The 20,446-nt window shown below is 74.7% G+C and carries 17 protein-coding genes; 7 read left to right on the top strand and 10 right to left on the bottom strand.

What is annotated here, in order from left to right; translation table 11 throughout:
* Positions 1–2: 2 nt before the first annotated feature.
* On the bottom strand, positions 3–806 hold the full coding sequence (locus AC07BS_RS10930) for an SGNH/GDSL hydrolase family protein (RefSeq protein ID WP_478931460.1): 804 nt from the start codon (positions 804–806) through the stop codon (positions 3–5).
* Between AC07BS_RS10930 and AC07BS_RS10935 the strand changes: the two genes are divergently transcribed.
* The 7 genes from AC07BS_RS10935 (at position 805) to AC07BS_RS10965 (ending at position 9,534) form a co-directional block, all read left to right on the top strand.
* Entirely contained in the window at positions 805–999 is a 195-nt protein-coding gene (locus AC07BS_RS10935; RefSeq protein WP_478931462.1) for a hypothetical protein, read from the top strand. The two genes, AC07BS_RS10930 and AC07BS_RS10935, sit on opposite strands and share 2 nt — an antisense overlap.
* 175 nt (positions 1,000–1,174) lie before the next feature.
* Complete coding sequence (locus AC07BS_RS10940; RefSeq protein WP_478931464.1) at positions 1,175–1,624, top strand: hypothetical protein; 450 nt, start codon at positions 1,175–1,177, stop codon at positions 1,622–1,624.
* Between the two features lies 1 nt (position 1,625).
* Entirely contained in the window at positions 1,626–2,720 is a 1,095-nt protein-coding gene (locus tag AC07BS_RS10945; RefSeq protein ID WP_478931466.1) for a GNAT family N-acetyltransferase, read from the top strand.
* Positions 2,721–3,145: 425 nt separating this feature from the next.
* Positions 3,146–3,970 (top strand): glycosyltransferase family 2 protein, encoded by an 825-nt coding sequence (locus AC07BS_RS10950; RefSeq protein WP_478644916.1) that lies wholly within the window; start codon positions 3,146–3,148, stop codon positions 3,968–3,970.
* The gene (locus AC07BS_RS10955; RefSeq protein ID WP_478931469.1) at positions 3,967–5,064 is read left to right on the top strand and encodes a glycosyltransferase family 2 protein; all 1,098 of its coding nucleotides are present in this window, start codon (positions 3,967–3,969) and stop codon (positions 5,062–5,064) included. Before AC07BS_RS10950 ends, AC07BS_RS10955 begins: the two co-directional genes overlap by 4 nt.
* The gene (locus AC07BS_RS10960) at positions 5,061–5,888 is read left to right on the top strand and encodes a polysaccharide deacetylase family protein (RefSeq protein ID WP_478931471.1); all 828 of its coding nucleotides are present in this window, start codon (positions 5,061–5,063) and stop codon (positions 5,886–5,888) included. Before AC07BS_RS10955 ends, AC07BS_RS10960 begins: the two co-directional genes overlap by 4 nt.
* Positions 5,881–9,534 carry a lipopolysaccharide biosynthesis protein gene (locus AC07BS_RS10965; RefSeq protein ID WP_478931472.1) on the top strand — a complete coding sequence of 1,218 codons (3,654 nt, stop codon included), beginning with the start codon at positions 5,881–5,883 and terminating at the stop codon, positions 9,532–9,534. Before AC07BS_RS10960 ends, AC07BS_RS10965 begins: the two co-directional genes overlap by 8 nt.
* 27 nt (positions 9,535–9,561) lie before the next feature.
* Here AC07BS_RS10965 and AC07BS_RS10970 read toward each other — a convergent pair whose 3' ends face one another.
* From AC07BS_RS10970 to AC07BS_RS11010, 9 genes are all read right to left on the bottom strand, one after another.
* Complete coding sequence (locus AC07BS_RS10970) at positions 9,562–10,197, bottom strand: hypothetical protein (protein WP_478644926.1); 636 nt, start codon at positions 10,195–10,197, stop codon at positions 9,562–9,564.
* Complete coding sequence (locus AC07BS_RS10975) at positions 10,197–10,451, bottom strand: hypothetical protein (protein WP_478644929.1); 255 nt, start codon at positions 10,449–10,451, stop codon at positions 10,197–10,199. The genes AC07BS_RS10970 and AC07BS_RS10975 overlap by 1 nt, the downstream gene beginning before the upstream one ends.
* 55 nt (positions 10,452–10,506) lie before the next feature.
* Positions 10,507–11,823, bottom strand: coding sequence for a GH39 family glycosyl hydrolase (locus tag AC07BS_RS10980; protein WP_478931474.1), 1,317 nt, complete (start codon positions 11,821–11,823; stop codon positions 10,507–10,509).
* A gap of 173 nt (positions 11,824–11,996) precedes the next feature.
* Positions 11,997–12,371, bottom strand: coding sequence for a GntR family transcriptional regulator (locus AC07BS_RS10985; protein WP_478644933.1), 375 nt, complete (start codon positions 12,369–12,371; stop codon positions 11,997–11,999).
* Positions 12,372–12,453: 82 nt separating this feature from the next.
* The gene (gene asnB, locus AC07BS_RS10990; protein WP_478931476.1) at positions 12,454–14,310 is read right to left on the bottom strand and encodes an asparagine synthase (glutamine-hydrolyzing); all 1,857 of its coding nucleotides are present in this window, start codon (positions 14,308–14,310) and stop codon (positions 12,454–12,456) included.
* A 131-nt stretch (positions 14,311–14,441) separates the two neighbouring features.
* Positions 14,442–15,626, bottom strand: coding sequence for a type III PLP-dependent enzyme (locus AC07BS_RS10995; RefSeq protein WP_478644938.1), 1,185 nt, complete (start codon positions 15,624–15,626; stop codon positions 14,442–14,444).
* Positions 15,623–17,371 carry an IucA/IucC family protein gene (locus AC07BS_RS11000; protein WP_478931478.1) on the bottom strand — a complete coding sequence of 583 codons (1,749 nt, stop codon included), beginning with the start codon at positions 17,369–17,371 and terminating at the stop codon, positions 15,623–15,625. The genes AC07BS_RS10995 and AC07BS_RS11000 overlap by 4 nt, the downstream gene beginning before the upstream one ends.
* Before the next feature lie 58 nt (positions 17,372–17,429).
* Positions 17,430–19,184, bottom strand: coding sequence for an IucA/IucC family protein (locus AC07BS_RS11005; protein ID WP_478931480.1), 1,755 nt, complete (start codon positions 19,182–19,184; stop codon positions 17,430–17,432).
* On the bottom strand, positions 19,181–20,401 hold the full coding sequence (locus tag AC07BS_RS11010; protein WP_478644947.1) for an ATP-grasp domain-containing protein: 1,221 nt from the start codon (positions 20,399–20,401) through the stop codon (positions 19,181–19,183). The genes AC07BS_RS11005 and AC07BS_RS11010 overlap by 4 nt, the downstream gene beginning before the upstream one ends.
* Positions 20,402–20,446 lie beyond the last annotated feature (45 nt).

The raw sequence follows: 20,446 nt of genomic DNA on the forward strand, positions 1-20,446 counted from the left end.
GGTCAGGCCGCCCCGGCGAGGACGGGGAGGTAGCCGCCGGACTGGCCGGTGGCGGTCGGGTGGTAGGACTCGTCCACCGGGAGCGTCACGCTGTGCAGCCAGGCACTGCCGGAGCACAGCTCGTGGCCGCCGAAGGTGGTGTTGACGTCGCCGTACGCGAAGCCGTGGTCGGCCGCGCGCTTGGCGATGACCGTGTCGATGTGGTCGGACGCCGCGTTGATGGCCTTGCGCTTGGTGTCGCTCAGCCCGGCGCAGGTGCCGCCGGTTCTGTAGAAGCGCGGGTAGCCCAGGACGACGACGCGGGCGTTCGGGGCCTTGCTCCGGATGGCGGAGTAGACGCCGTCGAGCTTCGCGGGCAGCTGGTCGCTGATGAAGGAGCGGGCCGTGGCGATGCGGTCCAGGCAGGAGCTGTCGGTGCCCAGGACGCAGGACGTCATGGTGTCGGCGAAGCCCGCGTCGTTGCCGCCGATGCTGATGCTGACGAGGCCGGTGCGGGCGTCGAGCGAGCCGAGCTGACCGGAGAGGACGTCATCCGTCCGGGCGCCCGAACAGGCCTTGAAGGAGAAGGAGGCGGGGGCGTTGCGGGCGGCCCACAGGGCGGGGTACGCCCTGGTGCTGCGCTTGCAGGAGCCGCTCGCGGAGTCGTAGGAACCGGCGCCGACGCCGGAGGAGTAGGAGTCACCGAGCGCCACGTAGGCGGTGGTTGACGCTTGCTCGGCAGAGTGCGCGGCGCCGGCCCCGCCGAAGGCGAGACCGGCGGTGAGGGCCAGCGCGGATACGGCACCCGCGACCCGGGACAGTTTCATGGAATCTCCCTTAGCAGGGTTTTCTGCCACCACCGTGGTAGCAACGACCCGGCGTTGCTGGAAGTGTCCATGCCAAAAACGGAAGATCAATAGCTATTTTGATGAACAGTTGAATGTCGAGATCATGACAATCAAGCAGATCGAGGATTCCGCCGGTAACGTTGTCAACTGCCGCTTGATGATCGCCGATTGACGGACCGTCGGATCGTCGGCAGGACGCACCGACTGTTCATCTGACCGACAGGCTCCGGTTGTGGCGGTCGCACACCGGGCGGCCCGTTTCGCATGGCCTTCACATCTTGACGGGCCTTTGCCCGCTGCGCGACATTGAAGCCCGGCATCCGGCGCTTCGGGGGGCTAAGTCGCCAATGCAGAGCTTCACTGATCTCACCGGTCTCGGTGATCCGGCGGAACGGGACGACACGGACGACGGTGACGGCGGGGGGAGGGCTCCCGCGGGGGACTCGCTCCCCGTGGTGGCGGGGGCCGCCGCGGCCATCGCCGGGGTGGGCGGGCTGCTGGCGCTCGCCGACATCGGCTCGCCCCTGCGCGCGCCCTTCACGCTGTTCTTCCTGATCACGGCGCCCGCGTGCGCCGTGGCGGCCGCGCTGCGCGGCCTGGACCCGCTCAGCCGGGCGGTGGTCGCCGCGGGGGCGGCCGTCGCCGTGGACCTGCTGATCGCCCAGGTCATGCTGGCGCTGCACGCCTGGACGGTACGGGGCGGCGTCGCGGCGGTCGCGACGGTCAGCCTGCTGGTGTTCCTGCTGGCACACGCGCGGCGCCATCGGGGCCGCGCCGCGAGAAGTCGGGCTTCGTGACGTGGACATCAGCGTGTACCGGCCCGGCGAGCTCACCGCGGCCGACCGGGCGGCGTGGTCGGCCCTCCAGACGAGGGCCGTGGAGGACGGGTCGCCGCAGCTCGCGAATCCTTTCCTCGCGCCCGAGTTCGCCCTCGCCGTGGGCCGCTGCCGGCGCGGGGCGCGCATAGCCGTCGTACGGGAGGACGGGGAGCCGGTGGCCTTCTTCCCCTTCCAGCGCACCTCGCTGGGGGTGGGGCGGGCCATCGGGCTGGGTGTCTCGGACGCCCAGGGCCTGGTGCACCGGCCCGGCTTCCAGTGGGACGCCCGCGAGCTGCTGCTGGCCTGCGGGCTGTCACTGTGGGAGTTCGACCACCTGATCGAGGGACAGAAACCGTTCGAGATGGCGGCCTCCGGGTCGTACGCCTCCCCGGTCATCGACGTCGACCAGGGCTACGACCGCTATCTGTCGGCGCTGCGCAAGCAGTCGCCGAAGTTCACCCGTACCACGCTGGCCAAGGAGCGGCGGCTGGAGCGCGACGCCGGCGAGGTGCGGTACGTCCACGACGAGCGCGATCCGGCCGTTCTGCGGACGCTCACCGGATGGAAGTCGGCGCAGTACCGAAGAACGGGGCGTGCGGACCGCTTCGCGCGCCCGTGGATATCCCAGCTCGTCGAGCAGCTGTTCCATACCCGCACGGAGACGTTCAGTGGGCTCCTGTCGGTGCTCTACGCCGGCGGGCGGCCGGTCGCGGCCCACTTCGGGCTGTGCTCGCGGACGGTGCTGGCCTGCTGGTTCCCGGCGTACGACCCGGAGTTCGCGCGCTACTCCCCCGGGCTGGTGCTGCATCTGCGGATGGCCGAGGGGGCGGCCGCGGACGGCCTGGCCTACCTGGACCTCGGACGGGGCGGCAAGGCCTACAAGGACTCGCTCAAGACCCGTGAACTCAGCGTCTCGGAGGGCTGGGCGAGCCGGCGGCACCCGGTGGCGCTGGGCTACCGGGCCCGGCGGGCGCCGGTGCGGGCGCTGCGCAACACGGTGCTGGCGCGGCCGGAGTTGTTCCAGCCGGCCGACCGGCTGCTGAAACGGGTGGGGCGCATCCGGTCCGGTGGATGACGAATCCGGCGGACCGGGGAACCGTGCGGGGCGAACTCGTCGTCAATAGCTGAGACCGTATGGATGGTTGCATAGGCGCAAAAAACACCAAAGGAGGAGTCTCCGCCCCACCTCTTGCCATACAGTCTCAAGCTTCAATACCGTCGTACATCTACCCGCATCGGCCCATCATCTCCAAGCGGCTCCCGGGGAGGGCTCACAGCGTCGCGATGGTGTCCGGCGCGGGGCGCGGCATGGGGGTGCCGCGCTCGGCCAGTCAGCAGCGCCGGGTCGCGTGTCGTGCGACTCGGTGATACTTGCCAACTCGCCCTGTCCGCATGGATGTTCCATGCCGGGCGGGCAAGGCGAGTACCCCCTTTTCGAACCGGATAGACGATCGGACCGCTGGGGCAGGCGGTCCACCGGACGAGAGGGAAAGAAGACACATGAGTGCGTTCCTGCGGCCGGCGGCCAGTGAAGAGGATCCGGAGACATCCAGCCGCTACCGCCCGGTGACCTCGCACTTCGCGATAGCGCCACCGGTCAGCGTCGTCATTCCCGCCATGAACGAGGCGGAGAACCTTCCGTACGTCTTCAAGACCCTGCCCGACTGGATCCACGAAGTGGTTCTCGTCGACGGCAACTCCACCGACGACACCGTCCGGGTCGCGCGCGACCTGTACCCGGACGTCAAGGTCGTCGAGCAGCGCGGCAAGGGCAAGGGCGACGCGCTGATCACCGGCTTCGCGGCCTGCACGGGCGAGATCATCGTGATGGTGGACGCGGACGGCTCCGCGGACGGCGGTGAGATCGTCAGCTATGTCTCCGCTCTGGTGGGGGGCGCGGACTTCGCGAAGGGCTCCCGCTTCGCCAACGGCGGCGGAACGGACGACATGACGCTGATCCGCAAGCTGGGCAATCGCGTGCTGACCTCGATGGTCAACCACAAGTTCGGCGCGCGGTACACCGACCTGTGCTACGGCTACAACGCGTTCTGGAAGCACTGCCTGGACGAGATCGCCCTCGACTGCGCCGGCTTCGAGGTCGAGACCCTGATGAACATCAGAGTGGTGAAGGCCGGGCTGCGCGTACAGGAGATTCCCAGCCATGAGTTCGTCCGCATCCACGGCACCAGCAATCTGCGGGCCGTGCGCGACGGGCTGCGGGTGCTGCGGGTGATCCTCCACGAACGCGGCACCGGCCGGCGCTCCCGCGCCCGGCGCGGGACGCTCGCCATCGCTCCCACCGCCAGCCGCGGGGAAGTGTCTTGAGCACTGCGCCGACGCCGCGGCCCGGCACACCCACCGTCTCGGTGGTCGTCTGCGTCTACACCGAGGACCGCTGGGGCGACATCCTCGCCGCGGTGGCCTCGGTGCGCGACCAGTCGTACCCCGCCCTGGAGACGCTGCTCGTCGTCGACCACAATCCCGCGCTGCTGCGCCGTCTCGCCAAGACCTACGGCGACGACGGGGCGGGCGCGGGCGCCCGGCCGGTGCGGGTGCTCGCCAACGCCGGACCGCGCGGCCTGTCGGCCGGGCGCAACACCGGCGTCGCCGCGTCCGCCGGCGAGGTCGTCGCCTTCCTGGACGACGACGCCGTCGCCGAGCGGGACTGGCTGCTGCACTTCGCCGAGGGCTACGCCGATCCGCGGGTGATGGCGGTGGGCGGCCGCACCCAGCCGGTGTGGGCCTCCCGCCGCCGCCCCGCCTGGTTCCCGGAGGAGTTCGACTGGGTCGTGGGCTGCACCTACAAGGGGCTGCCGCCGGGCAAGGTCCCGGTGCGCAACGTCCTCGGCGGCAACGCCTCCTTCCGCCGGTCCGGGCTGGAGGCCGTCGGCGGCTTCGCCAGCGGCATCGGCCGCGACGGCCACCGGCTGCCGCTGGGCGGCGAGGAGACCGAGCTGTGCATCCGGCTGACCCGGGCGGTGCCCGGGGCCGTGCTGCTGATCGACGACCGCTCGGTGATCCACCACCGGGTGCCGCCCGCCCGCGAGCGGTTCGGCTACTTCCGCACCCGGGCGTACGCCGAGGGGCTCTCGAAGGCCCTGGTGGCGCGGAGCGTGGGCAGCCAGGAGGGGCTCGCGTCCGAGCGCCGGTACACCACCCGGGTGCTGCCGGCCGGGGTCGGCCGGGGGCTGCGGGACGCCCTGCTGGGGCGGCCCGGCGGCGCGGGCCGGGCCGGGGCGATCCTGGCCGGGGTCGCCGCGGCCGCCGGGGGCTACGCGCTGGGCACGCTGCGGGCCCGCCGGGGCGGCGGGCGCTTCGCGGTCGCGGCCCTGGAGCCGGTGACCGCGCCGGTGACCGCGCCCGGGACCGCGCCGGCGCCGGGGGGCGGCGCGGCGGCGTCCGAGGGAGCGGCCGCATGAGCGACGGCAGCCCGCCGGCCCCGGTGCCGATCCTGATGTACCACGCGGTGGCCCACTCCCCCGCCCGGGCGGCGTACGGACTGTCGGTGTCGCCGGGCGCGTTCCGGGAGCAGATGGCGCTGCTGGCCACCCGCGGGTGGACACCGGTGACGGCCGGGGAGCTGGCCGCCGCCTGGCGCTCGGGCGGCGCGCTGCCGCCGAAGCCGGTGCTGATCACCTTCGACGACGGCTACGAGGGCGTGCACCGCTACGCCCTCCCCGCGCTGGCCGGACACGGCTTCACCGCCACGCTGTTCGCCTCGACGGGCTGGCTGCGCGGGAAGCACGAGACGGGGGGCGCCCTCGACCTCATGCTGACCTGGGAGCAGGTCCGTGAGCTGGCCGCCGCCGGGCTGGAGATCGGGGGGCACAGTCACACCCATCCCCAGCTCGACCAGTTGTCCGACGACGCGCTGCGGTTCGAGGTGGCGCACTGCCGCGAGCTGCTGGCGTCCGAACTGGGTCACCCTCCCGTGTCGTTCGCCTATCCCTACGGCTATTCCAGCCGCCGGGTGCGCGATACGGTGCGCGCGGCCGGATTCGGGGTGTCCCTCGCCGTGGGCAACGCGCTGGCCTCCCGCCACCAGGGACCGTACGCCCTGGAGCGGGTGACGGTGCGGCGGTCCACGGGGCTCGCCGAGTTCGAACGGCTCGTCGAGGGCCGGGCACTCGGGCGCCTCTTCGCCCGCGACCGGGCTCTGACCAAGGGATACGCGGTCGTCCGCAGGACGCGCGGTCTCGTCAGGAAGAGCGGCATCAGGAAAGCGATCGGAACCCGTGCCTGAAACGTCCACCCGGCCCGAGGAAAGAGCCGTGGAGCCGGCCGCCCGGCGGTTGCGGCTGCCCGGCCGCGGCACCGGAAGCCCGCTGTTCCGCAACGCCTTCGCGCTGATGCTCAACACGGGCATCAGCGGCGTCCTGGGACTGGGCTTCTGGCTGGCCGCCGCCCGCTACTACAGCGAGGAGTCGGTCGGCCAGGGCTCGGCGGCCATCGCCGCCATGAAGCTCCTGGCGGGCCTGACCGCCATCACGCTCACCGGCGCGCTGGCCCGCTTCATACCGGTCGCGGGGCCCTGGACGGGCCGGCTGGTCCGGCACACGTACGCCGGGAGCTCGGTGGTCATCGCCGTCGCGGCGGGCGTCTTCGTGCTCACCCTGGACTCCTGGGGCCCGTCGTACGGCTTCCTCCACGGGACGCCGGCCGGGGTGGGGTTCGTCGCGGCCGCGGTGGCCTGGTCGCTGCTCACCCTCCAGGACGGGGTGCTGACGGGACTGCGCAGCGCCTTCTGGGTGCCGGTGGGCAACACCGTCTTCTCGGTGGTGAAGCTGGCCCTGCTGGTGGGGCTGGCGGCGGCGCTGCCGGTGTCCGGGGTGTTCGTCTCCTGGGTGGTCTCGATCGCGGTGTCGGTGCTGCCGCTCGGCTGGCTGGTGTTCCGGCGGCTGGTGCCCGCGCACGTCGCGGCGACCCGGACGACGGCGCGGACGGTGTCGTACCACGAGATCGGCCGCTTCCTGGCCGGGGACTGCACGGGCTCGCTGTTCTCGCTGGCCGTGGTCTACCTGGTGCCCGTGCTGGTGGCCGCGCAGATCGCCCCGGCCGACAACGCGTACTTCTACATCGCCTCCACCATCGCCGGCACGGTCAACCTGCTCGCCATCAACATGGGCGCCTCGCTGACGGTGGAGGGCTCGCACGACCCGGCGCGGCTCGCGGAGAACTGCCGGGCCGCGCTGCGCCGGATGGCCAGGATCATGGTCCCGGTGTGCCTGCTGCTCTTCGTGCTGGCGCCGTGGATCCTGCGGGTCTTCGGCCCGGGGTACGCCGCCGCGGCCACCCCCCTGCTGCGCTGGTTCGCGGTGGGGGCGGCGCTGCGGGTGGTGATGGAGGTCTACTTCGCGGTGCTGCGGGCGCAGAGCCGCACCGCCGGACTCGCCTATCTCCAGGGGCTGTTGTGCGCGCTGGTGCTGGGGCTGACCCTGGTGCTGCTGCCCCGGATGGGGCTGACGGGCGCGGGGGTGGCGGAGATCTGCAGCCTCACGGTGATCGTCTCCATCGCGGCGGTCAAGCTGCGGGCGGTGCTGAGAGCGGCGCCCGAGCCCTCCCCCGCGGAGGGCGGCACGCCGCCCGACGGTGATCTGGCCGATCTCGCGGTGCACGGCGACCGGCCGGGCGAGCGGCCCGCCGGCGAGGGCGGCGGTACGGGCGCGCGCTGGGCGCTGCGCTCGGCGCTCGACGCGGACACCCTCCCGCTGGGGATGCGGCCGGACTTCGAACATCCCGAGCGGCGCCCCGATGTGCGTCCCGATGTACGGCCCGATGTACGGCCCGATGTACGGCCCGACGGACGTCCCGCCGCGCGCCCCGCCCCCGAGGGCGCCGAGCGGGCCCCGGCGCCCCCGGCCTCCGCCGGGGGCGCCGTGCCGCGCCCCGCGCGCCGGTGGTGGTCGGCGGAGGCCGGCGCATGGCTACTGCTGATCGCCGCGCTGGCGCTGTACTGGCTGCCGCTGACGGTCGCCGGCGGGGCCGATCTGGACGACATGGGCGGGTTCGGGCTGGTGTCCGTGCTGCCGGTGGCCACGCTGCTGGGGGCGGCGCTGCTGGTCGCGACCTTCGCCGGGGCCTTGTGGCTGCCGCGGCCCGGGCGGTGGCTGCTGCCGGCGGTGCTGGTGGCGACCGTGGTGTCCCTCCACGCCGTGCCCGCCGTGCTGGAGGACCGGCCGCGCTTCGCGACGGCCTGGCAGCACCTGGGCTTCCTCGACTACATCGACCGCGCCGGCACGGCCGCGCCCGACCTGGACGCCCGCTGGAGCTGGCCGGGGTTCTTCGCGCTGGCCGCGTTCGTCCTGCGCGCCTGCGGGGTGACGGACCTGGAGGCGGTGCTGCGCTGGTGGCCGACGGCCGTCCAGCTGCTCGCGCTGGCACCGCTGTGGCTGCTGCTGCGGGCGGTGCGAGCGTCCCGGCGGGCGCGCTGGACGGCGCTGTGGCTGTTCGCGCTGAGCGGCTGGGTGGGGCAGGACTACTTCTCCCCCCAGTCGCTGAACTACCTCTTCTACCTGCTGTTCGCCGCCGTGCTGCTGGTGTGGTTCCGGTGGCCCGGGCAGCTGCGGGGCAGACTGCTGCCCGGCGAGCGCGAGGTCGCGCCGCTGGGCCGGGGCGACGGGGTGGTCCTGCTGGCGCTGCTGCTGGCGCTGTTCGCCGCCTCGGTCGCCAGCCACCAGCTCACCCCCTTCGTCATGCTGGGCGTCGTGACGGCGCTGGCCCTGGCCCGCCGGCTGTCGCTGACCGGGCTGCCGCTGCTGTGCGCGGTGCTGCTCGCGGTGTGGGTGGGCTTCCTGGCGGAGCCGTACTGGTCGGGTCATTTCGACGACCTCTTCGGCGGCCTGGGCTCGCTGGGCGGGAACGTCTCCTCGTCCGTCTCGGGCCGTATCGAGGGCGGCAGCGCCACCCACAAGGCGGTGCTCTACGTCCGGGTGGCCCTCGCGGGCGGTGTGCTGGCCCTGGCGGCGCTGGGCTGGTGGCGGCGGCGCCGGGCGGGCATCGGCGACCGGTCCCTGCTGATCCTGGCCTGCGTGCCGTTCCTCGCCTTCGGGGCGCAGTCGTACGGCGGCGAGGTGGCCCTGCGCGTCTTCCTGTTCGCCCTGCCGGGGGCCTGCGTCCTGGCCGCGCTCGCGTTCTTCCCGCGCCCGTCCGGGGACGCCCGTGCCCGGTGGGCGCCGGTGGCGGCGCTGCTGGCCGGGCTGGCGCTGGTCATGGGCTTCCTGGTGGCCCGCTGGGGCAACGAGCCCTTCGAGCGGGTGCGGCCCGGCGAGGTCGCGGCGATGGACTACGTCTACCGCCACGACCGGCCCACCGTACGACTGTTGTGGCTGAGCGGCGACACCACCCGTGACGTCACCCCCGCCATACCGTGGGGTGCCCGGGACATGGAGCGGGTGCTCTACGAGCCGGTGGCCGCCCCGCGCGACCCCGCGCAGGCGTCCGCGCTGGTGGCCGGGCTGCGCGCCGCCGGACCGCACGCCTATCTGATGGTCGGCCGCGGTCAGTCCGTCTACCTGGAGTTCACGGCGGGCTACGCGCCCGACTGGGAGGGGCGGCTGCGCCGCTCCCTCGACGGGCGGCCGGAGCTGCGCCGGGTGCTCGCCAACGACGACGCGGTGCTCTACGAGCTCAAGGACCCGCCCCCGGGTCCGGCGCCCGAGCCCCGGCCCGGCCCGGCCGGGCCCCGGGTGACGTGGACGCCGGTGACCGTGGTCGGCGCCCTGGCGGCCGGGGTGCTGCTGGTGCTGCTGACGGCCAGGGAGCTGGTGCGGGTCGGGGTGCGCCCGGGGGTGCGCCGGCTGCGCTGGCTCCAGGGGTCGTTCTGGTTCTCCCTGCCGCTGCTGGCGGTGGTGCTGGGGTCGCTGGTGTGGCGGCTGGTGACGATGTCGTGAGCGGGCGGGTGCCGTGAGCGGGGCGGGTCAGAAGAGCGAGCGGTAGCACAGGGCCGCCACCGCCTGGAGGCCCGGACGCGGGCTTCCGGGCCGGTGGTGGGGCAGGACGTGGCCGCTGAGGGCGGTGACCCCGGTGTCCGGGTAGGAGACCCGGACACCGCCCGTACGGTCCCAGCCGGCGTCGCCCTCCAGCTCGCCCAGCCGCTCCATGCCGCTGCCGATCAGGCCGGGGTGGACATGCAGCGGGCCGACCTCGCCGAACGCGACGGTCAGCAGGGTCAGATCGCACTGCTCGGTGTCGACGTGCAGGAACACCTCGTCGTCGCCCTCGTAGTAGCCGTAGGCCGCGAAGGTGGGCACGAGCAGCCGCCCGGTCAGGGCGCGGGCCGCGCCCGTCAGCGCCAGGTGCACCCGGGCCAGCAGCGGCCCGCTCGCGGCGGGGGTGGCCCGGCGCGGCAGCCGCCGGGCCGGCACGGGGGTGCGCGGGCCGCGCCGGGGCACCTCGGCGGCGGCATGGCGCCGCCGGCCCTCCGCGGCGAGGGCACCGGCCAGCTCGCGGCCCCACAGCCCGGGCAGCGCCGTGTGACCCTGGGCGGCGAAGGCGCGCCGCTCGGCCGGGGTGACGGTGGAGCGGAGCAGTGGCGGCGGGTCGGCGGCGGCCATCAGGGGGTGGTGGCCACGGGCCAGGAGGCCTCGGTGGTGTAGTGGGTCATCTCCCCCTCGGCGGACAGCCGCAGCACACCGACGAAGGTGTAGCCGTCGGCGAGCGGGACCCGGCCCCGGTCGCCGAGGTGCTCGTCGATGGCGGCCCTGGCCTCGGGGGCCGCGCGGGCCATCTCGACGACCTCGCGGGGCAGGACGTAGTAGTTGTTCTCCGCGTCGGCGATGACCAGCGCCTGGCTCGTGCCGTCCGGCATGGCGGTCTTCCTTTCGCTCGGGGGGAACGCCGCTCGGGCGGTGGGTGCCGCCGGCTCACAGCCAGCGGGTCTCGTACGGGCCGAGGGCGACCTGCCGGCCGTCGACACGGGCCGTGACCTGGCGGTCCTCGGTGTTGACGACGAGCACCGCGTCGGCGGAGCCGAGCACCTGGACCCGCTCGGCGTCCGCGCCGCCGACGTCCACGTCCCGCAGGGCGGTGCCGGGCGGGAAGGCCCTGGCGAAGCGGGTGAGCAGGTCCAGCATGGGCAGTCGGCCCCCGCCGTCGGCCAGTTCGGTGCTGCGCCACAGGCAGCCGGGGCAGTCGGCGCCCTGCTCCTCGGGGTTCCAGTAGAAGGCTCCCGCCACGCCCGCCGCGGCCAGCCGCATCAGGGCGCTGGCCTGGACGGCCACCCGGTGGGTCTCGTTCCAGGTCCGGCGGCTGTCCTGCTCGTCGGCGGGCTCGACGTACCACTCGGCCCACCACACCGGGAGGCCGGTGGTCCGGTTGAGCCAGGCGGTGACGTCGGAGAACTTGGCCGTGGCCCGGAACTCGTCGGGGACGGACCGGTTGCCCGTACGGGTGTAGCTGGCGCCGTCGACGACGACGAAGTCCGCCCCCTCCTTGTGCTCGTCCCAGTACTCCACGGCGTCGACGGCGCGCTGGTCCACGGCTCCCCAGGGGCCGCTCACCCGGGAGGCGTTGGAGCCGTCGCCGGGGGCCTCGCTGTCCATGACGACGTACGGACCGCCGACGAGGGCGTTCCTGTTCCTCTTCTTCACCTCCTTGTAGACGAGGTTGTACAGCTCGGTGTATCCCTCGTAGTCCCAGCGCTTCCTGGATTCGTCGTAGAAGCCCTTGAACTCGTTCCAGACGATGAAGTGGCGGACGTCCGGGTAGCGCTTGGCGATGACGCCGGCGAGCTTGGCGAAGTCCTTGTAGTGGGCCCGGTCGGGGGCCTTCTCCAGGGACTTCTGGGACCAGTCGGTGCGTTCGCCGCCGCCCTTCATCCAGTCGGGGGCGCAGCACAGGGTGAGGACGGGCGTGGTGCCGGTGCTGCGCATGAGGGCGACGCGCCGGTCGAGGTCGGTGAAGTTGTAGGAGCCCTTGCGGGGTTCGGGGTTGTCGACGCCCCAGCCCATGATGTGCTGGTTCTGCGGGAGGCGGTCGCCGGAGAGGGTGCGCGTCGCGGTGCGGCGGGCGGCGTCCTGGCCGAGGTCGGCGCTGTACTGGGTGTGGGTGAAGCCCCAGCCGATGTCGGCGGCGGCCCCGCCGACGCGCCCGTGGCCGTCGCCGGCGCCGCCGGGGCGGACCGCGAGGCCCACGGTGACCAGGGCCACCACGGTGGCGAGGGCGGTCGCGAGCAGGACCACCAGTCGTGTCCGCGGGCTCCACGACCGCCACCACGCCACCCGCGGCCGGCGCCGGGCCCTTCTCGGCCGGCGGCGTGCCGTTCCCGGCGTCCCCGATCCACCATGACGTCCCATCACGGAAAGGGTATCCGGGGCGGAACGGACGCGCGGGGGCTTCCGTCAGGCGGGTCGCCTCAGTCGCCGTAGACGGCCCGCAGCGCGTCCCGGGCGGCGGCGAGGGCGGCCTCGTGGCCGAGGCCGAGGCGGTGGGCGCGCTGGGCGTACGCGGCGGCGGCCGCGGCGGCCTCGCGTTCGGCGGCGCCGCCCCGGGCGGCGACGAAGGTGCCGTTGCGGCCGCGGGTCTCGATGACGCCGTCGGCCTCCAGGGCGCGGTAGGCCTTGGCCACGGTGTTGGCGGCGAGACCGAGTTCCTCGGCGAAGCCGCGGACGGTCGGCAGCTTGTAGCCGGCCGGGAGCTCACCGGAGCGGGCGCGCTCGGCGATGCGGGCGCGGATCTGCTCGAAGGGGGGTTCGGCGGCGTCCGGGTCGACGGTCATCTGCAGGGCCACGGTGGGAACTCCAGGCTGGGCGGGTGGTTGTGCCGTCCATTGTGCGCCAGGTGCGCCCACCGTGCCCGCAGGCCCGCTGGGGTCAGAGTTCCAGGGCCGTGCCGTACGAGGCCAGCCAGGTGTTGAGGCTCAGGACGACCTCGGTGGCGGCGCGGAAGGAGCCGCCGGCGTCCCCGGCGAGGGCGCTGGAGACGGCCGCCCGGTCGAGGAGCGGGCGGACGGGCGCGTCGGGGTCCGCGAGCACGCGGCCGAGCTCGGCGCGCAGGGCGGTGGCGTAGCGGGGGTCCTGGGTGCTGGGGTAGGGGCTCTTGACCCGGTCGGCGACGGCGTCGGGGAGGAGGTCGCGGACGGCGGCGCGCAGCAGGGACTTCTCGCGGCCGTCGAAGGTCTTCATCGACCAGGGGGTGTTGAAGACGTAGGAGACCAGGCGGTGGTCGCAGAAGGGGACGCGCACCTCGAGCCCGGTGGCCATGCTGGCCCGGTCCTTGCGGTCGAGGAGCATCTGCACGAAGCGGGTCAGGTGGAGGTGGGATATCTCGCGCATCCGCCGGGTGTGCCCGCTCTCGCCGGGCAGGACGGGGACCTCGGCGAGGGCCTCGCGGTAGCGCGCCTCGGTGTAGCCGGGCAGGTCGGCCTTGGCCAGCAGGCCGGGGTCGAGGAGCCCGGTGCGGCCGCCGCTGCCCTGGCCGGAGAAGTGGTCGGCGACGCGGGCGGCGATCCAGGGGAAGGTGTCGGCGGCCACGTGCGCGGGGTCGTGGAACCACCGGTAGCCGCCGAAGACCTCGTCGGCGGACTCGCCGGAGAGGGCGACCGTGGACCGCTCGCGGATGGCCCGGAAGAGGAGGTAGAGGGAGACGTCGCCGTCGCCGAAGCCGGCGACGGGCAGGTCGCGGGCGGTGAGCACGGCGCGCCGGTGGACCGGGTCCATCAGGTCGGCGGTGTCGAGCACGATGTCGCGGTGGTCGGAGCGCACGTGGTCGGCGAGGGCGTGGGCGTAGGGCCCGTCGGAGGTGGGGCGCAGCTCGTCGGGGACGAAGTGCTCGGCGTGGCCGGTGAAGTCGACGGAGAACGAGCGCACCGGGCCCCGTCCGGAGCGGGTCAGGCCGCGGGCGGCGAGCGCGGTGATGGCGGAGGAGTCGAGCCCGCCGGAGAGAAGGGTGCACAGGGGGACGTCGGCGACGAGCTGGCGGGCGACGATGTCCTCCAGGAGCTCGCGGACGTGCGCCACGGTGGTGCGGGTGTCGTCGGTGTGCTCGTGGGCCTCCAGGGCCCAGTAGCGGCGTTCGGTCAGGCCCTCGCGGCGGACGCGGAGGGTGTGGCCGGGGCGCAGTTCGCGCATGCCCTTGTAGACGGCGTGGCCGGGGGTCTTGGTGAAGGCCAGCAGCTCCGCCAGGCCCTCGGCGTCGACGGCCGGACGGACGGCGGGGTGGGCGAGGATCGCCTTGGGCTCGGAGCCGAAGAGCACACCGTCGGGGGTGGGGTGGTAGTAGAGCGGCTTGATGCCCATGCGGTCACGGACGAGCAGGAGTTCCTCGGCGCGGGGGTCCCACAGGGCGAGGGCGTACATGCCGTTGAGGCGTTCGGTGAAGGCGTCGCCCCACTGGAGGTGGGCGCGCAGGACGACCTCGGTGTCACTGTCGGTGCGGAAGTGGTGCCCCAGGGAGCGCAGTTCGGCGCGGAGCTCGCGGTAGTTGTAGATCTCTCCGCTGTAGGTGAGGGCGCGCAGGACGCGGCCGCCGTGCTCGGCGAGCATGGGCTGCCGGCCGCCCTCGATGTCGATGACGGCCAGCCGGCGGTGGCCGAGGGCGGCGTGGGTGTCCAGCCAGACGCCGGCGGCGTCCGGTCCGCGGCAGGCCATGGTCCGCGTCATCGCGTCCAGCGTTCCGGAGGCGGTGGTGAGGTCCTGGTCGTAGGAGATCCAGCCGGTGATCCCGCACATGGACGTTCCCCTCTCGGTAGGCGTCCCCCGTCGGCACGACGACGCTACGCCGCCATAGATGCATCCACCATCTACTGGCGCCGGAGCGGCGGAAAGACGTCACGGCAGGACGACGTCACATCAGGAAGGCGTCACGGCAGGAAGTGGAACGACGGCGGGGGGTGCATCAGGAAGTCGTGGTGCGAGATGTTCCAGGCGTACGCGCCGGCCATGGCGAACGCCACCCGGTCCCCCACCCGCAGTTCGGCCACCGGCACCCGCGCGGCGAGGGTGTCCCGGGGCGTGCACAGCTGCCCGGTGAGGGTCACCGGCTCGTCGAGGGCGGCCGGGCGCGGCCAGGGGCGGGCCCAGTCGTCGGTGGGCAGCACGGTGAAGGGGTGGTCGTGGCCCTTCGCGGCGGGGGTGCGCATGTGGTGGGTCCCCCCGCGCAGGACGGCGAACGCCTCGCCGTGGCTGTGCTTGACGTCCAGCACCTCGGTGACGTACCAGCCCGCGTGGGCCGTCAGCGACCGGCCCGGCTCGACGCGCAGGGTGACGTCCGGGTGGCGCGCGCCGAGCGCGGCCATCCCCCGCCCGTAGCCGGTCCAGTCGAAGCGGGTGTGCGGGCGGGCGTAGTCGACGGCCATGCCGCCGCCGACGTTCACCTCCAGCCCGCCCAGGCCGTGCCGGTCGCCGAACTCCCGGGCCCAGGCGGTGATCCGGGCCGCCACCTCCAGCAGGGCCGGCGCACCGAGGCCGCTGGCCAGATGGGCGTGGACGCCGCGCAGCCGCACCCGGCCGCCCGGCCGGGGCACACAGGCGTCGGCGCGGCGCGGATCGAGGCCGAAGGGGCTGGGCCGGCCGCCCATGACCAGCGCCGCGCCGCCCGGACCGGCGGCGCCTGCGGGGAGGTTGACGCGCAGCAGGACGTCCACGGGCGGCCCGGCCGGTTCCTCCGCGGCCAGGTGGGTCAGCAGCCGCAGCTCCTGCTCGCTCTCCACGTGCAGCCGCTCGGCGCCCAGCCGGAGGGCGAGCCGCAGCTCCTCCTCGGTCTTGCCGGGGCCGCCGAAGGCGAGCGGGTGTCCGGGGACGGTCCGGCGGACGTGGGCCAGCTCGCCGCCCGAGGAGACCTCGTAGCCGGTGACGTGCGGGGCGAGGGCCCGGAGGATCTCGGGGGCGGGGTTGGCCTTGGCCGCGTAGTGGAGCTCGACGCCCGGGGGCAGGGCGGCCCGTACGGCGCCGGCGTGCTCGGCGAGGGCGGCGAGGTCGTACACATAGGCGGGCAGGTCGGCGGCCGGCAGGCGGGTGGCGAGGGCGGCGGCCCGGGGGGTGATCACGCGGGGCTCCAGGGTGCGGTACGGGTCCCGGCCGCGGTGGCGGCCGAGAGCAGGTCGGAGGCGAGCGGTGAGCCGATGCGGACGTACCCGGCGTGCCGGTCGGCCTTGCGCTCCCAGCGGGTGAGGAGGTTGGCCTTGGCGGGCAGTGAGGCGCCCGCGGCCAGGGCCCGCAGCCGGGGCGGGTCGCCGTGGGCCTCGGCGCACCGGCCCAGCACCCGGCGCACGGCGGACCACAGGGCGGGCTCCAGGCGGGGGTGGCGGTCGGCGAGGGCGGCGAGCGTCTCGGCGAGGTGGTTGACCAGCAGGCAGTAGACGACCCGGTCCCAGCCGCGCTCGCGGTCGTACGTCAGGGGGCGGGCCACGTCCTCGGGGAGGGCGGCGAGGGCGGCGGCGTGGTGGCCGGGGAGCAGCTTGGCGCCCTCCAGGTCGCGCAGCAGGATCTGGCGGGGCGCGCCGTCGTCGTCGACGCCGACGACGACGTTCTGCAGGTGGGGTTCGAGGACGACGCCGTGGTCGGCGTAGGCGGCCAGCACCGGGGGGACGAGCAGCCGGAGGTAGTCGTCCCACCAGGCGAGGGCGTCGTCCGGGCCGGCGACCGCCGGCAGCCGGGAGAGCTGGGCCCCGCTGGTGGGGTACTCGTCGGCGACCGCGGCGGCCAGCAGCGCGGTGAGGCCGGGGGCCAGACGGGCGCCCAGGCCCTCGCGGACGATCACCCCGAAGCCCTCGGCGAGGTCGCGGCAGCCCAGGTCGAGGGTGCGGTAGGCGGGCTCGCGCAGCAGGTCGGCGCCGGGGAAGCGGGCGGCGAGGCGCCGCGCCACCGGCTCCAGCACCCGGGTCAGCGCGACCGCGCCGGCCAGCTCGTACTCGGCGTTCTTGCGCAGACAGTTGGTGATGCGGATGTTGAGGCTGAACTTCAGGAAGTCCCGGCCGTCGTAGAGCGTGCGCACCGAGGCGGTGGGCTCGAAGGCGGCGCCCCGCTCACCGAGGTCGAGGACGTCCCCGCGGGCGGCCGCGGCGCGCAGCGCGGGGTGGTCGCGGAGCATGGCGTACTGCCACGGGTGGACGGGCAGCAGGACGTAGCCGGCGGGTACGGCGCCCTGCCGGTCGAGCGCGGCCAGCGCGCCCGGGCGGGCGGCCTCCTCGCGGACCCTCGCGCGGCGCACGGCCAGGTGGCGCAGGGGGAAGCGGGCGCGGGCCTCGGGGGCGTAGCGGGCCCAGTCCTCGGGGGTGCCGGAGCGGGCCTTGGGGGTGGGGTGGAAGCGGTGGCCGAAGAGCAGGGACTGCTCGGAGTCCATGTAGCGGCCGGCGGGGGTGAGGCCGGTGGCGGCCGGCCGGCGGGCGGCGAGGGCGGCGGCCACGCCGGCGTGGCTGGCGGCCACCTGGCCGAGGAACTCGTCGTTGCGGACGCCGGTGCGCAGCTCCAGCTCGCGGTGGATGTGCTCGGCGAGGCCCGCCCAGGGTAATTCCCTCCAGCCGCCGCCGCGCCGCTCGGTGACGGGCCCGGTGAAGCGGTGGGCGCCGATCAGGGAGGTGCGGCGCAGCCGGACCCGCAGCAGGGCGCCGCCGCGGGGCAGGCGCAGCAGGAGGTGCCCGTCGCTGACGGCGGTCCGGTGCTCGGGCCCCGAGACCTCGCGGAGCAGGCAGTTCAGCAGGGTGTGGGCGACCACGTGGCCGGCCTCGGGGAGGCCGGTGGGCGCGGCCCCCCGGGAGCGCCGGGAGGCGGCGGGGGGCACGGGGGAGGACATCTCGGCGGCTCCAGCGGAGGTGGGGTGGCGTGCTGACGGGCGCCGTGGGGGCCCGTGGTCACGGGAGGGCCCCGCGCAGGTAGTTGGGGCCGTCGACGTAGTGCTTGTTGATGTCGGCGGCGCCGGAGCGTTCCTTGCTGAGCAGCGTGCCCGCGGTGAGCATGGCCTTGACGGGCAGCCGTTCCGCGTCCAGGACCCGGGCGCGCAGGACGGCGGCGGGGCCGGGCGTGAGCCGTTCCACCGCCTCGGCGAGCCGCGCGCGCAGCAGCCCCAGCCACTGCCGGAGCGTGCCGCGGCCCAGGCGGGCCAGCTCGAAGGCCGGGGCGCCCGCGCACAGGTGGACGGTGATGGTGGCGAAGACGTCGGCCACGGGGCCGTCGGCGGCGACGAGGATGCGCTTGTCATCGAAGCCGAGCAGGTCGGCGACCGCGCCGCCGAGCCGGGCGGCGAGCCGGACGGAGTGCACGCGCGGCCCGTCGTTGTCCTTGAGCAGCAGCCGCATCCGGGTCCGGCCGCCGGCCTCGTCGAGCACGACGGAGGTGTTCTGCTGGTGGGACTCGAGGGCTATGCCGTACGAGAAGAGGGTGGTGTGCCAGTCCAGCAGCAGGGTCAGATAGGCGTCGACGAGGGTGGTGAGGGAGCCGCCGTAGTAGCGGGCGGCGAGCGCGTCGGCGACCAGCCGCCCGTCGGGGGTCCGGGCGAGGAGGCCGGCGACGGTGACGACGTGGGCGTCCCCGAGGTCCGCCGGGTAGCGCCGGACCAGGGCGGCGAGGAGCTCGTGGCCGGCGCCGAGGTGGGTGCGTTCGTCGGCGAGGAGGACGCGGCCGGCGAAGCGCGGCTCGGCGGCGAGGATCTCCTCCAGCAGCCGCTGTCCGGTCCGGCCGTCCAGGAGGGAGCCGGGGGTGAGGGTGCGCCGGTTGCGCAGCCCCAGGGTGGCGGTGGCCAGCGGGAGCTTGAGGTGGGTCGCGGGGTCGTCGGCGAGGGCGACGGTCCGCATCGACAGGGTGGGGGTGACCTCCAGCCAGGGCTTGCCGGCGAGGTGGGCGCGGCCGGCGAGGCCGGTCGCGGCGAGGGCCCCGGCGAGCGGGGCGCCGGCGGTGAGCGGGTGGACGGGCAGCGGGAGGTGGGTGGCGTCCAGGTGGGGCAGGCCGAGCGCGGCGGGGGTGGGCCACCAGTGGGGCAGGGCGGTGGGGTCGCCGGTGACGGACCCGAGCGGCAGGACGATCCAGCGCAGCGCGAAGGTGGGGTGGAACTCGGGCGCGTAGGGGCGCAGTTCGGCCTCGGTGAGGCCGGCGCGGGCCCGGCCGGTGGGGTAGACGGGGTGGTCGCGGTAGGCGGCGAGGGTGTCGAAGGCGAGGGCGCCGCGCAGTCCCCGCCAGTCGTCGCAGGAGGGCCCGTAGGCGTCGGCCAGGTGGCCGGCGACGGCCTCGCGCAGCCGGCCCTGGAGCCGGATCGCGGCCAGCGCCTCGTCGCACTCGGTGAGGAAGGCGTCGAAACCGGCCCGGTCCTCGGGGGCGGCGGCCGCGCGCAGCCGGGCCAGCGCGGGACGCAGGCCCCGCACCGGTCCGTCGGCGGTCTCCAGGACGGGCTCGCGGGCCTGGACCTCGCACTGGAAGCCCTCGGGACCGACCGGGAGCAGCAACGTTTCCCCGGTGACGGGGAGCCGGAGCCAGTCGCCGTCGGGGCGGTGTTCCGCGACGGCTCCGGTGCGCAGTCCGTAGGCGTCCTCGCGCAGCAGGGCGCTGAGGACCCTGCCGAGGAGCTCCTCCTCCGGCGCGTCGTGCGCCGGTGCGGTCGTCTCGGCCGTGCTCATGGGACGATCTCCCATCGCCGGGCAGCCAGGAATTCCGCGACGGCACGGTCGATCCGGTCCTGGTCGGTACCGGTCGCCCGCAACACCCCCAGGTAGTCGCGGTTCGTGCGGTGGTGCGGGTGGTCCTCGCCGAGCTCGCGCAGCGGCCGGTAGACCAGCCGGACCCCGTCGTGCTCGGTGTCGCTCGCCCCGGGCGCGGCCTTGAGGGTGCCGGCGCGCTCGGCGCACACGTACTCGATACGTACCCGGCTGTCCGCGCGCGCACCGAGTTCGGCGGGGAGCGGCTCGCCGAGGTGGACGCGCAGCACGTGGTCGAAGAGGGGGATGTCCAGGGCCTGGGCGAGGGCGAGGTCGCACTGGTCGCCGATGGCGCGGTAGTTGACCTCGACGAGGCGGGCCCGGTCGCCCTGGGCGACGTACTCGGTGTGGCAGATCCCGAAGCCGACGCCGAGCGCGGCCAGCTGGGCGAGGACGTGCCCGGTGTGCGGGCGGGGCGGGGCGGGCAGCAGGTCGAGGCGTTCCTCGACGAAGTGGGGCGGCGGGGAGAGCCGGGTGCGGAAGGCGGCGAGGACGTGGAGGACGGTGCCGTCGCCGAGGGTCTCCAGGGTGTGCAGCGGCCCGTCGAGGTACTCCTCGGCGACCAGGGCGGCGCCGGGCCTGCGGGCCCGGATCTCCCGGCAGTGCCGGACCAGTTCGCCGGCGTCGCGCGCGAGGACCACGTCCTCGCTGGCGACCCCCTCGCGGGGCTTGACCACACAGGGGAAGGGCAGGCCGGCGGCCGGGCCGGGGAGGTCGTCGTCCGGCCGGAGTTCGGCGGTACGGACGGTGTCCAGCCCGGCCGCGGCCAGGGTGCGGCGCATCTGGGCCTTGTTCTTGGCGTTGAACGCGGCCTTCCAGTCCTTGCCGGGCAGCCCGAGGTAGTCGGCGGCCAGCGCGGCCTGGGTCTGGAGGTGGTCGCTGTTGGTGAAGACGGCGTCGGGGCGGCCGAGTTCGCAGATCCGGCCGATGACCTCGCGGAAGTCCCGGACGTCGCAGGGCAGGACGCCGATCCGGGGCAGCGGGTCGCCGCCCCGGGCCAGATGGCGGGCGTGGGCGCGCCGGTGGTCCTCGGGCCGGTCGGTGAGCAGGGTGACCGTGAGCCCCAGGCGGGCGGCGGCGGGCAGATAGCCCTCGGTGACGGAGTCGGTCGGGTTGAGCGCGAGAAGATGCAGCCGCACGGGGGCACCTTTCGGTGGATCAGGGGTGGGGTGGGCCGGCGCGGC

This window comes from Streptomyces sp. NPDC044063 (assembly GCF_056434285.1).

Coding starts and splice junctions, on each gene's coding strand:
- AC07BS_RS10935 (WP_478931462.1), top strand. CDS start 805: ATGGAATCTCCCTTAGCAGGGTTTTCTGCCACCACCGTGGTAGCAACG.
- AC07BS_RS10930 (WP_478931460.1), bottom strand. CDS start 806: ATGAAACTGTCCCGGGTCGCGGGTGCCGTATCCGCGCTGGCCCTCACC.
- AC07BS_RS10940 (WP_478931464.1), top strand. CDS start 1,175: ATGCAGAGCTTCACTGATCTCACCGGTCTCGGTGATCCGGCGGAACGG.
- AC07BS_RS10950 (WP_478644916.1), top strand. CDS start 3,146: ATGAGTGCGTTCCTGCGGCCGGCGGCCAGTGAAGAGGATCCGGAGACA.
- AC07BS_RS10960 (WP_478931471.1), top strand. CDS start 5,061: ATGAGCGACGGCAGCCCGCCGGCCCCGGTGCCGATCCTGATGTACCAC.
- AC07BS_RS10970 (WP_478644926.1), bottom strand. CDS start 10,197: ATGGCCGCCGCCGACCCGCCGCCACTGCTCCGCTCCACCGTCACCCCG.
- AC07BS_RS10975 (WP_478644929.1), bottom strand. CDS start 10,451: ATGCCGGACGGCACGAGCCAGGCGCTGGTCATCGCCGACGCGGAGAAC.
- asnB (WP_478931476.1), bottom strand. CDS start 14,310: ATGTGCGGGATCACCGGCTGGATCTCCTACGACCAGGACCTCACCACC.
- AC07BS_RS11000 (WP_478931478.1), bottom strand. CDS start 17,371: ATGTCCTCCCCCGTGCCCCCCGCCGCCTCCCGGCGCTCCCGGGGGGCC.
- AC07BS_RS11005 (WP_478931480.1), bottom strand. CDS start 19,184: ATGAGCACGGCCGAGACGACCGCACCGGCGCACGACGCGCCGGAGGAG.